Origin of the sequence: Spongiibacter marinus (genome assembly GCF_016906995.1) — a bacterium.
Classification (GTDB): domain Bacteria; phylum Pseudomonadota; class Gammaproteobacteria; order Pseudomonadales; family Spongiibacteraceae; genus Spongiibacter; species Spongiibacter marinus.
Window position 1 is genome coordinate 60586 of sequence record NZ_JAFBBD010000003.1, and the last position, 13800, is coordinate 74385.

Below are 13800 nucleotides of genomic sequence, written 5' to 3' on the forward strand. Positions count from 1 at the left end.
CTATGACCAATATTGCTCAAACGCTTCGCGACTGCCAAAACCAGCTCTGCGCCCCGGGTGCCCCCTATGAGATGGAAGACTGTGTGGTAAACGGGCAGCATTTCCGTCAGTTCAAGCAGGCACCATCGAGCATGCGTGAACTGCTCGATGCCGGCCGCCAGCATGGAGACGGAGAATTTCTGGTGTATGCCGAGCCGGGCAAGCCGGAAGAGCGGCGCAGCTTCGCACAATTTTTTCAGCGGGTGGACGCACTCGCCTACCAGCTTGTCCACCACTATCAACTCAAACAGGGCCAGCGTATAGCGATCGCCATGCGCAACTATCCAGAGTGGATGGAGGCCTACACAGCTATCGCGTCACTCGGTGCTATTGTGGTGCCACTGAATAGCTGGGGCAGCGCTGAAGAATTGGAGTTTGTACTGCGCGACAGCGCCGCTGACATTGTCTTCTGCGACGCTCGCCGTCTCGAGCTGCTCACACCAATGCTGGCCGATCTGCCCTGCCGCGCCATCGTTGCACGCAGCCAGGCCAGTGAACACGCCGAAAGTATGGAAGCGCTTATCGCCGGCGCAATGGGCCAAGCCATGCCGCAGCCCTGGCAATGCCAGCTGGATGACCCTGTACAAATCATGTACAGCTCTGGCACCAGTGGTAAGCCCAAGGGAGCACTTTCGAGTCATCGCAATATCATCCAGGCGATTATCAGCTTTGAGGTACAGGCCATCATGTCAGCGATGGCCAACCCGAAGGCGATCGAGGCGATGTTTGCCGGCGGCAATGCTCCCTGCTCACTGCTATCAGTGCCGCTATTTCACGTTTCCGGCTGCTATGCCGCCTTTCTGCTGAACCTTCGCGGCGGTCGCAAAATTGTGATGACCTATAAATGGGACGCCGCCGAGGCCCTGCGTTTGATTGAGCAGGAAACCGTCACGATATTCAGCGCAGCCCCCTCCATGGTGATAGACCTGCTGCAGCACCCTGACTTCGACAAACGCGACACCAGTAGCTTGTTTTCTCTCGGTGGCGGCGGCAGCGCCTGTCCACCGACGTTTAAACGCGTGATTGACGAGCGTTTTGAACAAGCCTACGTGGGCACCGGCTACGGAATGACGGAAAGCAACGCGATCTGCTCCAGCTGCACCGGCGCTGCCTACGAAGAAAAGCCCGGCGCAGCTGGAACATTGTCCCCCCTGGTCGACTTTAAAACCTGCGACGAGGAAGGCCGCGACCTCCCGCCGGGGGAAAAGGGGGAAATCTGGCTGCGCTCAGTGTGTAATATCCAGTCTTACTGGCACCGTCCTGAAGCAACCGCCAGCCAGTTTAAAGATGGCTGGATGGCCACCGGCGATATCGGATTCCTAGACGAAGACGGCTTCGTTCATCTCGCGGACCGCGCCAAAGACTTGATTATTCGCGGCGGGGAAAATATCTATCCAGCGGAAATTGAGACACTGCTAAGCCGCCACCCATCGGTTCTTGAATCCGCAGTTATCGGCTTGCCGGATGAGCGTATGGGAGAATCGGTAGCCGCCCTGGTCAGGCTGAATGACGGCGAAACGCTCACTGAAGATGCCCTGCTATCCTTTTTACGCGAGCAATTGGCCGGCTTTAAAGTGCCCTCGGCGCTGCACTTCGTACCACAGCCCCTGCCCCGCAATGCCGCAGGCAAGCTGCTGAAAAAGCAAATTAAGGAGGAGTACGCTACACTGGCGAAGGTTTAAGTTCTCACGCCCGGCTAACGGCCGGGCCATCCTTCGGAGCGCTAATGAAATTTTTCTCCGAGCGCCGGGCGCGCAAGATTCTTGAAGACGGGGCCGACGACGCCCAACAAGAACAGCTTGAAGCCACCCTGACAAACCGGCGGCGCATTCTCGATAAAGTCCTCACTAACGCATCACTGGCCCCTTACCTGGAACAAGTGAAAACCCTGTTTCAACTTGTGCAAGACTATGCTCGGGGCAATTATCGGGAAATACCCTGGTGGTCCATCGGCGCGGTCATTACAGCCCTTGGTTATATTTTAATGCCATTGGACAGCATCCCGGACTTCATTCCTGTAGCGGGCTATCTGGATGACGCCGTGGTGTTAAAACTGTGTTTAGACATGATCGCCCGGGACCTTCAGCAGTACCGTCTGAGTAAAGATGAGGCCGAGCAACAGGGCGAAATAAGCAACGAAGACACCGATTAATCGTCAGGCAGGTCACCGGCGAGAATGAAATTGAGGTCAGAGGGCGGTGGTTCGTCATTGAGCACGCTCTGGCAATAACGCACTGCCTCCTCCACAGTATCGCAGGCGACATAGGTCATCCCCGAGTCGGCGTAGGAAAAGTCCAGCGCTTTTAAGTCAACCGAGTTGCAGCCGACATAAACCTGGTCAACACAGCCTTGTAACTGGCACCAGAGCGACAACTTCGGCTGCGCCGCGGTGACTTCCGGGGTATGAAGGTCGTAATCGCGATAATCCACCACTCGACACCACGGCTGCTTGTCATAGCGGGCAACCACGCGCTCCAATTCTTGGAAATACGCCATGGCGCCCTCTATATTCCAGGCCCCGCGCAAGGTGGCAATAACGATATTGCCCTGAGTTTCTACGGAAAAAGAACCGTGTGCGTCGCTGCTCATCGGCATCTCCTGTGACGTTACCTCTTTATAGCAAGCCCACAGAACCTTGCCTATGCGTATTTATGCGCGGTTTCAGCCTAAATCCAGCTCATCGAGCAAGCTGATAACGTCGTCGTGATGGCGCTTGGTATTCACTTTTTCCATCACATGTTTTAAGCGGCCATCTTTGCCAATAATAAAGGTCGTACGCAAAATGCCATCGTACTCACGCCCCATGAACTTCTTGAGGCCCCAGGCGCCGTACTTGTCCGCTATAGCGTGGTCTTCATCAGACAACAGGGTAAAGTTTAACGGCGCCTCTTCCTTCTTGGGGTTTTCTTCAAATTTCTTCAATTTCGCAACCGGGTCGGGGCTAACAGCCAGCACCACGGTGTCCCGCTTAGCAAATTCTTTCTGCGTGTCACGAATACCGCAGGCCTGCACAGTGCAACCCGGGGTCTTCGCTTTGGGGTAAAAATACAAAACGACATTTTTACTACCCTTGAAATCTTTCAAGCTGACTTTGTCGCCATTTTGATCTTGCAACGTAAAGGCGGGAGCCAGATTACCGATTTTGGGGAACGCCATGATTTACTCCTCAATCATCTATCGCTGAATTGTCAGTATCGTCGTGTTGCAGATCAGCGCGATCGCTGAGTGCCGCTGGGATCTGCTTTTTAACCTTCGCACCCAGAGCCTCAAGCCTGGCAATACGACCAACCACGTTGCCGCGCCCCTCTGTCATACGCTTAAGGGTTTTCTCATAGGCTTGTTGGCCTCTTTCCAGGTGCTTACCCAGGTCTTCCAGAGACTCGGACACCAATACAAATTGGTCGTGCAAGGCACCCGCTTCGCGAGCAATTTTCTCGGCGTTGCGGTTTTGGCGCTCGTAACGCCAGATACTCTGCACCGTGCGCAGCGTCGCCAATAAGGTTGTCGGCCCGACAACCACAATGTTTTGCTCATACGCGCTGCGAAACAGCTCCGGATCATGTTCAAAAGCCGCCATAAACGCGGCCTCTACAGGGATAAAGATAAACACGAAATCCAGGGTTCGCAGGCCCTCAATATGCTGATAGGCCTTGGTCGACAGGCCTCCAATATGCTGGCGCACCGACTGGATATGTTCTTTGAGCGCTGCGCTGCGCTCGCTGTCATCCTCGCTGCTGCAGTAGCGTTCATAAGCAATAAGAGAGACTTTGGCATCGATAATGATGTCTTTGTCGTCAGGCAAGTGGACGATCACGTCGGGCTGACGGCGGCGCCCCTGCTCATCAGTAAAACTTTGCTGGGTGTCATACTCGTGGCCCTTGCGCAGCCCGGACTCCTCCAACACCCGCTCCAGAATCACTTCGCCCCAGTTGCCCTGCGCCTTGTTGTCCCCTTTAAGCGCGCGCGTTAAGTTGTGCGCCTCGCGACTGATACTGTGGTTCATTTCCTGAAGGGTTTTTAACTGCTCGCGCAATTCACCATGCTGGCGATTTTCGATGTCGTAAATTTGGTTTACGCGCTCCTGAAAGCCTTTAAGTTGTTCGCGAAAGGGATTGAGCGACTGCTGAAGGCTCTGTTGATTACTCTCGCTAAAGCGGCGGGATTTTTCGTCAAAGATCTTGTGCGCCAACTTCTCGAACTGCGCACTCAGTTCTTCCTTGGCCTGCTTGAGCAGGCCAATTTGCTCGGCGCTGGCAGTTTGCAGGTGCTGATAGTCACTCTCTTTGCGCGCCAGCGCCGCCTGAGCGTCCGCCAGTTGCTTGCGGTACGCCTCGGCTTTTGCCAGCTCCTCTGCCTGATGGCGCACTCTATCCTGAGCAACGGCTTCAGCGCGCTGCGCCTCATTAGCCCGTTGCTCAGCGGCATTCAAGCGATGTTGTGCGGTGTCTAAACGCGCGTTAAGGTCCTCGCTCTGTGCACGTAATGCGTCCATTTGCTGGACCGTTTTTTTTCGCTCAAGCACGGCTATGCGATGCCAGATCAGCGCACCAATACCCAGCCCTAGCAGTAGCGCTACCGCGCTGCTAACAAGCAAAATTAGATCTACATTATTCATCGTATTCGGGCTGACTAGAAAGTGAATGGAGTACTATACACCGAGCGCTGAAACCCTACCCGGGTGCCGCGCAGCGGCTATTGGTCGAAGTTCCAGTTTACGTGCTTGGCCCAGAGGGGGCCGGGCTTACCCAGGCGAATGGGGTAATCGTTGCGCCGACGGTCTTCGAAATAATCTATTAAAATATCGGTAACCACCGGAAACGCCAGCTCGGACCAGGGAATGTCTTCTTCTCGGAAAAGCTTACTTTCCAGGCTTTCCGGACCGACGCCGAAATCGCCGTCGAGTTCACCGCGGAAAAATACATACACCTGATTGATATGGGGAATATCGAATAATCGATACAGGCTCTCGTCCTTCACTTTCGCGGCCGCTTCCTCACGGGTTTCCCTGAGAGCGCCCTCCAGCATCGTCTCGCCGTTTTCCATAAAACCGGCGGGAATCGTCCAGAACCCCAACCGCGGCTCAATAGCGCGCCGGCAAAGCAGAACCTGATCGCCGATGGTGGGCAGGCAGCCCACCACCACACGGGGGTTTTGGTAATGAATAATGTCGCACTGAGTGCATGTATAACGTGGTCGGTCGTCTCCTTCCGGCACACGGAGTTCAACCGGCGCACCACACTCACTGCAAAACTTCATCTATACCGCTACTCCGCTGAGAGGCAAAGTCCTAGCGCAGTTCCTGATAGCCACCACCGTGGAAAACAAGAGGTTTACCAGTGGGACTCAGGTCCATTTCAGTAACTTTACCAACAAGAATCAAATGATCCCCGCCATCATAGCGCTGCCAGATATCACATTCAAAGCTAGTGAGTGCACCGCGCAGAACCGGCAGGCCACTTTTACCAATGCGGTAGTGATCCTTATCCAGTTGGTGAGCATCTTTCTTCGCATATTGGTTGGACAGGCCAACCTGCTCTTGGCTCAGTACGTTGACCGTAAAGCCATCGGCCGCTTCAAAGGCCGGGTAACATTCGGAGTCGTTACGCAGGCTCCACAACACCAGAGCCGGGTCCAGCGACACCGAGGCAAATGAATTAACCGTCATACCGAAAGGCTCATAGCCGCGTGGATTGGCGGTAATTACGCACACACCTGTCGCGAACTGACCGAGGGCATTGCGGAAGTTACGGGGATCGAAGCTCATAAATATCCTGTTATCTGTGATTCGCCGCCGACCTGCGTATGGGCCGGCGTGAGGAGCGCGTAGTATACCGTGGGAATGCATTCACCGATGCTGTTACAGCTCGTCCGAACGGCTGACGCCCTACCAGCGCGCGGCGGCCCTATCGTCGCTTTCCCTGGCGTCCACCCAGCGGCTCTCACCGTTGTGCAGTTGTTCTTTTTTCCAAAATGGCGCCTGGGTTTTAAGGTAGTCCATAACGAACTCACAGGCTTGAAATGCAGCGTGACGGTGCGCCGCGCTCACCGCAACCAGTACAATCTGCTCGCCGGGCAGCACGGTACCAACCCGGTGGATAACGGTGCAGCCAAGCAAGGACCAGCGCTCACTCGCCTCTACCACAATGCGCTCGATGCTGGACTCGGTCATACCGGGGTAATGCTCAAGGTGCATCGACGCCACGGTGTCGCCCTGGTTGTTATCGCGCATTACGCCTACAAACTGCACAATTGCGCCGCTGGCGGTGCTGCGCAGTTGCGCTACTTCAGCGCCTGCATCGAAATCCTCAACCTGAACTAAAACTTTAATCACTTAGCTTAACCTCCTGTAACTGGAGGAAAAAAAGCAACCTCATCACCCTTGGAAACAGGGCTTTCGTCGGCAGCAACTTGCTGATTAATCGCGCATAGCAAATTTTCCTGGGCGAACTGCTCGGCCCAACAATCATTGCGCGTGGACAGCTGTGCCTTAAGGCCGGCTACAGTGCCGGCGTAGTCAATATCCAAGTCAGAGGTGCCCAAGGTTTCACGCAGCTTGGCAAAGAACAAGACCTTAATCATGGTCATGCCCCTCCGCCGACCACTCGCCGGAACGCCCGCCTCGCTTGCTGAGAAGGCGGATGCCCTCAATGCACATGCCTTTATCGACAGCCTTACACATGTCGTAGATCGTCAATGCGGCCACAGATACGGCCGTAAGGGCTTCCATCTCGACGCCGGTTTGCGCAGCTAATTTACACCGCGCACGAATGTGCACGCACTGCCCTGCACTGTCGATGTCAAAATCGACCTTGACTGAAGACAGCATCAGCGGATGGCACAAGGGGATCAAATCGCTGCATTTTTTTGCCGCTTGAATGCCCGCCAACCTGGCTACACCGAGCACATCACCCTTTTTATGATTGCCAGCGGCAACCATAGCCAGCGTTTCTGCTTGCATCACCACACGGCCTGTCGCCTCGGCTTCCCTGGCCGTTACCGCTTTATCGGTCACGTCGACCATGCTCGCCTGGCCCTGTGCATCAAAATGCGTGAACTGTTTTTCTTCCACGTGATCACCCATAGCGACTGTCAGCAACGAAAGGATTGGTCTGGCGTTCCTCGCCGAATGTCGAGGTCGGGCCATGGCCGGGGATAAAGGTGACATCATCCCCTAGCGGCCAGAGTTTTTCTCGGATGGACGTAATCAAGGTATCGTAATCACCACGCGGGAAGTCGGTGCGACCGATCGAGCCTTGAAATAACACATCACCGACAATCGCCAGCTTGCTCGGCTCATGAAAAAACACCACATGCCCCGGGGTGTGCCCAGGGCAATGACTGACCGCCAGCTGCTGGTTCCCGAAACTAACAGACTCACCGTCATCCAGCCAGCGGTCCGGCGTGAAAGCCTCCGCATGGGGAAAGCCGGACATCTGGCACCATTCAGGCAATTTGTCGATCCAGAATGCATCGTCCTTATGCGGCCCGATGATCTGCACCCCGTATTTCTGGCGCAAGGTATCTGCCGCCGCGCAATGATCCATATGGCCATGGGTCAGCAAAATCACTGACAGTTTGCCGCCCAACTGCTCCAACGCTGCCTCGATGCGGTCAATATCGCCGCCTGGATCAACCACCGCGGCTTGCCCCGTTTCTTCACAGAGCAGCACCGAGCAATTTTGCTGATATGCCGTTACCGGCACCATCGCACACTTCATTTTTTCTTCCACTTCGTTATTCCACATCTGGCGACAATGATAAGCAGTCGACTGGCAACTTCATAGCGCAAGCGGCGATAAATCGATACTGGCACGCTGTTTGCTGACTGTTACTGAGAAACCACAAACGTCGCAAACACTAGCTTAGCTAGCCATTTACACAGGGAGGTGAGGAGTTCGCCAGGAGGCGATACATTATTAGAGGTAATTTCACTATGCAGCGTGCATTCGCATACACCCTAGCCCCCATCGTCCTCGCACTTGCTGCGTGCGGCGGCTCGTCCAGCTCATCAAGTACCAGCGCGCCGCCCGCGCCGCCTACCACTCCAGGTGGGGAGTTTGTGCTGGAAGAAGCCACCACGGCGGACGTCCACGCGGCGCTTCGCGGCGATCTCAGCCTTGCCGATGGTCAGCGACTCACCTGCGAAGCCCTCGTTAATATGTATATCCAGCGAATCTTCGCCTATAACGACAACCCCCAACCAAACGGTGGGCTGCCTATTCGCGGCGTGCTTGCTGTTAACCCCGACAGTATCGACCAGGCCAAGGCGCTGGATGCCCTCTATGCACGTGACGGTGGCATCGGCGACCGCCCGCTGCACTGCATGCCCGTTTTATTAAAAGACAACTACGACACCTACGATTACCCAAGCACACAGGGCTCCTACAGTATGCTCGGCCATCAGGCCGGGGTAGATGCCCACTCGGTTGCGGGCTTGCGACAGGCTGGAGCAGTCATTCTCGGCAAGGCCAATCAAGACGAATTCGCCTTTTTTACTACTGGCTTTTCCAATCGCGCCATCCAGGTAAGCAACCCCTATAACACCTCAGAAAGCCCCGCAGGTTCATCCTCTGGCACCGGCGCGTCTATCGCCGCCAACTTTGCCCTAGGCGGCACCGGTAGTGACACCTGCCAGTCAATTCGCCATCCCTCCTCAGTTAACGGCTTAGTGGGCATCCGCCCGAGTTTAGGTGTTATCTCTCAGCACGGTATCTTCCCCCTCAGCCACGAGCGCGACACCGGCGGGCCGATGACAAGAACGGTGCGCGACGCAGCGTTAATGCTCGATGCAATGGCGGGCGTTGATCCCCGCGACCCGAAAACCCTTCTCTACCCTGCCGAATTGCGGCCCGAAAGCTATATGAGCTTTCTGGACCGGGAAAAATATGGTCTGAAGGGAAGAAAAATTGGCGTGGTAAAACAGCTGGGCAGCAACAGCGATGCGGCAGGTACCGGCGCCCAGGGCGAACTGATTAGCGCTGCTGTTGAAAAAATGCGCGAATTGGGCGCAGAGGTCTATGACATCTACCTCCCCGATTTTGAAAGCCGCGGCGCGGGTTCACGGCACTATGATGTGAACCAGTACTTCCTCACCTTCGAGGAAGAAGGCGGAGACAGCCCCAGAGCCTGCGTAAGCAGCCTGGCGATTGCCACCAACGGCTCCGACTCCATCGCCCATGAGCGCGAGGCCTGCAGTGGCCTGGACGGCATACTTGAAACGGGCAGAGTGGGACCGCGCACAGCCGCGCTATTCGCGCTTGTTGCCGCAGACGACCCAAATCTTGCGCCTAGCGAAGCCCAGCTCAACGGTCTGATTGAAATGCGTGACTACACCACCTCACTTATGGACGCCTTGGTCGATGAGTCAGGCGAACCGGTACTGGACGAAAATGGTGCACAGGTACGCTTGGATGCGCTGATTTTGAGCCCGGGGCCGACCGGCGGCAGAACCTGCGATTTCGGTTCGACCACTCAAATGGGCTCAATCGTCGTGCCAGTCGGCTTTGACGACAGCGTTGGTGTACCGCGCGGCATGGAGATATTCGTTCGTCAGTATGACGAGGGAACCGGACTTGCCATCGCTTACGACTACGAACAGGCAACTCTGCACCGTCAGCCCCCCAGTATTTCGCCCTCTCCCCTGACAGCGGACCAGAGCATTGCAGACTTCAATGCACGCATGCAGCAGGCCTTATCAGAGGCAATGACCGAAGCCCCTGAGAACCTGCCCGTTGAGCATTACATTGAAGTTCTGGGAAATATTGGCGGCTAACACCGCCAGCAGAAAACCTTACTTATAAAACACCCGTCCCCGGTACACATGCTTTTTAGCGCCGGGGGCCGGGTTTTGCTGCTCATCAATAGAGGGGATCTTATGTCCCCGGTAAGTAATCTCGGTAATAGCCTCCAGCGATTTTTTCTCCGCCGACTCTCGACCAGCGAGGCTGAGTAGCTCGCCGATGGTGTTTTTCGAGATAGGGTCGCGGGTGCGGGGCGCCAACGCCGACAAAATATCTAGCAATTCCGGATCGGCCAAACGAATACGAATGCCAAACTCGGCATACAATCTGGAGCGCAGCTTCTGAAGGCGCGACACCATCTCCGGGGTATACAACATTGGATATCCTTAGCCGCACAAGGCGTAGCGTGAATAAGCAGCAACGTCGACGCAAGAAATGTTCCACTCTTAGCGCAGCCGCATGCGTCAATGTAAATTCACAATTGCCAAGGCGTAGAAAATCCCTTAGAGTGTCGGCCCTCAAAACACAGCCTCGGCTGTACCTGTTTTGGTGAGGTGTCTGAGTGGTCGAAAGAGCACGCCTGGAAAGTGTGTGTACGGCAACGTACCGAGGGTTCGAATCCCTCCCTCACCGCCATAAATAAAAAACCCGGCCTTGAGCCGGGTTTTTTATTTATGGCGTGTGGGTCGGTGAGAACCCTCGCCAGGGTTCTATAAAACGCAACGCGTTTTAGACGCCGAAGCAACGCGAAGGCGCCCCGAAGGGATAAGCAAATAGCTATTCATCGTGTAGTAAGGGCTAGGCCGCTCAACCTGCGGATACAACCCTTTCTCTAAGTCTGCTCAAGACTTGGGCACTGGCTCCAATTTGCGACGGAAGCTGCCCGAGATCCGCACGATATTGTCGCCATCGGGCATGATTTGCTCACCGTCGATAATCAGCGCTGTGGCCTTATAGGTGCCGGTCACATAACCATTGTCATCGGTAAGAATTTCTACCTGACAGGCTGCACCATCCAGCGTCAGCTCTGCCTTGGCGTCACGATCATACTGCGTAGTCTGGTACAGTGCGCCAATCGCCTGCAGATTCACCTGCACCGCGCGATTGTCGGCACTGTTTACATCGGCGCAGTTATACACACCCACTGCACGCGGCATATTGATCACATCCAACTTGAGGCCTTTGCGGCGATCCAGGGTGCGATAACCGTACTGACTGTAAGAACTCTCATAGCTGTAAAGCTGATCGAAGGGGTCATAGATAAATTTGAAACGATCGCCCGTCTGCCAATGGCCGCTGCCGTCTTCAACACGCATGGTCATGCCGACTTCGTCGGGCGCCAGTTCGCCTTCGTCACCGCTGTCATTATCAGGGCGCGTCAGCACAACGGCATAGTTACGGAATTTACCACTGATTTCCAAACGGCGATCGTCACCCTCCAATAAGTTTTCCTGGGCAAACAACGTCGCGGTGTAGCTAGCGTCATAGAATTTGCCACCACGCGACACGGTTACGATTTCACACTCACCACCGGCATCATCTGAGGTATAGCGTTGCTCCAGCAAATAGGTACCGACTTTTACCCACATGTGCATAGCGCCAGCACGATTTCGGTACTCGGTGCCACAGTGGTAGGTTGCATCCCCAGCAAAGCCACCCTGTGGCTGGGTGCCCGCATGCAGGCTAATGATATCGGAGGCATTGCCGGTAAACGGAGGCGTGCCGTCATCAGGGCTGGTACCACCGAGACCAACAGGGTTATCCAACAGGAAGTGCTGATCTGAACCCAGTTCATAACTTGGATTATCGGCCAGTTCGATACTGCCAAAATAGTCCCGAGGCAAGTCACCCTCAAGTGTTCCTGGTACACCCTCATGGTCATATACGCGGAACGGCACATTTTCAAGCTGAATAGCGTAGTCGTCCTTCTCCAGTGTGGCCGCAAGAATAACGCCTTGAATACCCCCCAACTCGCTGACGTAGTCAGTGCGTAGCCTACAGTCGCTGGCCGTGTAATCGCCGCGATTAGCTGGCGCTCCGGTAACGGCATTCATTGACAGCACCATCTGTAGCTGATCGTCGCAGATTTGCTCGCCCAGAATATGAGGAATATTCAGATACATGGCCGCAGGCACTACGCCTTCGTACTCTGTGGTATCGATGTTGTTACGGGTATCGACATTAAACCGCAGCTGCCGAACACCACCCAACGTGGTATACACGCTGGCATAATCCAACAAATAGCGATAATTACTGCCTGCAAACTTCAAGTAAGCGCCGTTCTTACCATTCAGAGAATCGTAAACCGGATTGTCGAGTTCGCCCGCGACGCCACCGCCTCCGGTCTCGCCCCCGGTTTCACCACCGCTGCTATTCTCGATCGTCGCCTTAAAGTAGCCATTGCTCACCGCCCGGCGAGGCTCCTCGCCCGAGAAATTACCGGAGAAGTAACCCTCGTAGACAGGGCCGGCCTGCACCACCTTAATCACACAGTCGCCATTGTTCGAAGCCAGTCCTGACTGATCGAGATCATCGGCATTGATGTACTGCAGTACTGTGTCGTGGCCACTATCGTCACAAGAATAGGTGCCTATTGCTTCCGGTACGTGAACTCGCCATTTCTCGCGCCGTTCACTATCCAGCCCCTCGAGATAAACCAGCCCGTTGCCGTTGTTACTTCTTAGGACATCGACAACATCGGTGAAGGTATAGCTCACTCCGTCGATATCGCCAGTGAAACCATCGCCAGTGAAGCGGCCTCGGCCTTGATTATCGACTTCCGGGTCTTCCCCGCCAGTCTCGCCACCAGTTTCCCCGCCAGTTTCCCCGCCAGTTTCCCCGCCAGTTTCCCCGCCAGTTTCTCCGCCAGTCTCTCCTCCGGTTTCTCCGCCAGTCTCTCCTCCGGTTTCTCCTCCGGTCTCTCCTCCGGTCTCTCCGCCAGTCTCTCCTCCGGTTTCTCCGCCAGTCTCTCCTCCGGTTTCTCCACCAGACTCACCTCCGGTTTCGCCGCCAGCCTCGCCTCCGGCTTCTCCACCCGACGCGTTGTCACCTATTGTGTTTGAATCGGGAATGAGGACTACTGTGTTTGCCTGTAGAGCAGTGTTGGCTAACAGCGCAGCCTGTGAATTGATCGCTGCAGACAAGTCCGCCACAAAATCAGTATAGGGAACGGCCACTGAAGAACCGTCCGAGACACCATCCAGGGCGCTGTCTTTACCATCGGCAATCAGCGCATTCATGGTGCTCACAGCAGGTAATCCTTCGCCAGAAGACATTTCCGCGAGAGCGGCCAGTAGCAGAGCGTAACGCCCTGCCTCGGTATCATCCAGGCTGTTGGCTTCCGTCGCACCAGACACGAGGCTCGGCACACTGAGAATACTAATTAAACTTGGCGCGATCGCAGTGCGAACCTCATCGTTAATCGCAGTCACAATATCGCTTGTCAGCGGAGAGCTGCCACGGGCCATAGCGATCTCATATGCGAGGTGGGTCAGTGGTGTTACCGCCAGGGCACGATTAGGAGCAATAGCCATCGCGCGCATACTCTGACCCGAAGGAAAAGCCAATGTTGCCCTGGCAGATTCGTCGTAATAGCTAGCACCACCGCCACCGAGCACTTCTACGACTACCGGCCCTTGGTAACGACCGTAGTCCACGCTAACACTGCCGTCAGCAGCCGTTGTTCCGGTACCGATAAGCGTGACGCCATCTGCCTCATAAATGTTAACCAGAGCACTGGACACCAAACCTAGAGACGGCGACACCGCTATCGACTCTGACTCACCGCCCTGAGGATATTTATGATCTTCATTACAAGCTGCCACCGTGACGACCAACGCCAGCACGGGAAGGTGCTTCCAAGCTACAAATTTCATAACGCTCTCCGACTATACGATCATCTAGTTCCGTCGCTGGGATAACAACTGCGCGAAACCTCTGAATAATTTTGCAAGCAGTATTCGCAGGACAAGCCCCTCCAACAACCCCGTATTCAGGGGTGCTGTGTCTAATCAGCGCGAGC

Annotated in this window: 14 protein-coding genes and 1 tRNA gene; 4 read left to right on the forward strand and 11 right to left on the reverse strand. The window is 55.2% G+C overall.

Annotated elements, in window-relative coordinates; genetic code table 11:
• The first annotated feature begins 2 nt into the window (after positions 1-2).
• Both HNR64_RS04815 and HNR64_RS04820 read left to right on the forward strand, forming a co-directional pair.
• Complete coding sequence (locus HNR64_RS04815; RefSeq protein WP_204995411.1) at positions 3-1721, forward strand: class I adenylate-forming enzyme family protein; 1719 nt, start codon at positions 3-5, stop codon at positions 1719-1721.
• 44 nt (positions 1722-1765) lie between these two features.
• Positions 1766-2191, forward strand: a complete 426-nt coding sequence (locus HNR64_RS04820; RefSeq protein WP_204995413.1) for a YkvA family protein — start codon at positions 1766-1768, stop codon at positions 2189-2191.
• On the opposite strand, the gene HNR64_RS04825 is transcribed toward HNR64_RS04820, so the two are convergent.
• The 9 genes from HNR64_RS04825 to HNR64_RS04865 all read right to left on the reverse strand — a co-directional run bounded on the left by HNR64_RS04825 (position 2188) and on the right by HNR64_RS04865 (position 7757).
• Complete coding sequence (locus HNR64_RS04825) at positions 2188-2628, reverse strand: hypothetical protein (RefSeq protein ID WP_204995414.1); 441 nt, start codon at positions 2626-2628, stop codon at positions 2188-2190. The genes HNR64_RS04820 and HNR64_RS04825 overlap by 4 nt on opposite strands.
• Positions 2629-2700: 72 nt before the next feature.
• Positions 2701-3195 (reverse strand): thioredoxin-dependent thiol peroxidase, encoded by a 495-nt coding sequence (bcp, locus tag HNR64_RS04830; RefSeq protein WP_204995415.1) that lies wholly within the window; start codon positions 3193-3195, stop codon positions 2701-2703.
• Positions 3196-3205: 10 nt separating this feature from the next.
• Positions 3206-4654, reverse strand: a complete 1449-nt coding sequence (locus HNR64_RS04835; RefSeq protein WP_204995417.1) for a DNA recombination protein RmuC — start codon at positions 4652-4654, stop codon at positions 3206-3208.
• A 77-nt stretch (positions 4655-4731) separates the two neighbouring features.
• Complete coding sequence (locus tag HNR64_RS04840; RefSeq protein ID WP_027872541.1) at positions 4732-5295, reverse strand: NUDIX hydrolase; 564 nt, start codon at positions 5293-5295, stop codon at positions 4732-4734.
• 31 nt (positions 5296-5326) lie between these two features.
• The gene (locus tag HNR64_RS04845; RefSeq protein ID WP_027872542.1) at positions 5327-5803 is read right to left on the reverse strand and encodes a flavin reductase family protein; all 477 of its coding nucleotides are present in this window, start codon (positions 5801-5803) and stop codon (positions 5327-5329) included.
• Positions 5804-5923: 120 nt separating this feature from the next.
• Complete coding sequence (gene moaE / locus HNR64_RS04850; protein ID WP_204995726.1) at positions 5924-6367, reverse strand: molybdopterin synthase catalytic subunit MoaE; 444 nt, start codon at positions 6365-6367, stop codon at positions 5924-5926.
• A gap of 8 nt (positions 6368-6375) precedes the next feature.
• Positions 6376-6624, reverse strand: coding sequence for a molybdopterin converting factor subunit 1 (gene moaD / locus HNR64_RS04855; RefSeq protein WP_239547628.1), 249 nt, complete (start codon positions 6622-6624; stop codon positions 6376-6378).
• On the reverse strand, positions 6611-7120 hold the full coding sequence (moaC, locus tag HNR64_RS04860) for a cyclic pyranopterin monophosphate synthase MoaC (protein ID WP_027872545.1): 510 nt from the start codon (positions 7118-7120) through the stop codon (positions 6611-6613). The genes moaD and moaC overlap by 14 nt, the downstream gene beginning before the upstream one ends.
• A complete protein-coding gene (locus HNR64_RS04865; protein WP_204995728.1) occupies positions 7113-7757 on the reverse strand; it encodes an MBL fold metallo-hydrolase in 645 nt (214 codons plus the stop codon). The genes moaC and HNR64_RS04865 overlap by 8 nt, the downstream gene beginning before the upstream one ends.
• A gap of 215 nt (positions 7758-7972) precedes the next feature.
• Here HNR64_RS04865 and HNR64_RS04870 point away from each other — a divergent pair, with 215 nt between their 5' ends.
• Entirely contained in the window at positions 7973-9811 is a 1839-nt protein-coding gene (locus HNR64_RS04870; RefSeq protein ID WP_204995419.1) for an amidase family protein, read from the forward strand.
• Between the two features lie 18 nt (positions 9812-9829).
• Here the strand turns inward: HNR64_RS04870 and HNR64_RS04875 are convergent, their stop codons facing one another.
• A complete protein-coding gene (locus HNR64_RS04875; protein ID WP_204995421.1) occupies positions 9830-10156 on the reverse strand; it encodes a hypothetical protein in 327 nt (108 codons plus the stop codon).
• Between the two features lie 171 nt (positions 10157-10327).
• On the opposite strand from HNR64_RS04875, the gene HNR64_RS04880 reads away from it, so the two are divergent.
• A tRNA-Ser gene (locus tag HNR64_RS04880) sits at positions 10328-10415 on the forward strand.
• A 206-nt stretch (positions 10416-10621) separates the two neighbouring features.
• Here the strand turns inward: HNR64_RS04880 and HNR64_RS04885 are convergent.
• Positions 10622-13654, reverse strand: coding sequence for a hypothetical protein (locus tag HNR64_RS04885; protein WP_204995423.1), 3033 nt, complete (start codon positions 13652-13654; stop codon positions 10622-10624).
• Positions 13655-13800 lie beyond the last annotated feature (146 nt).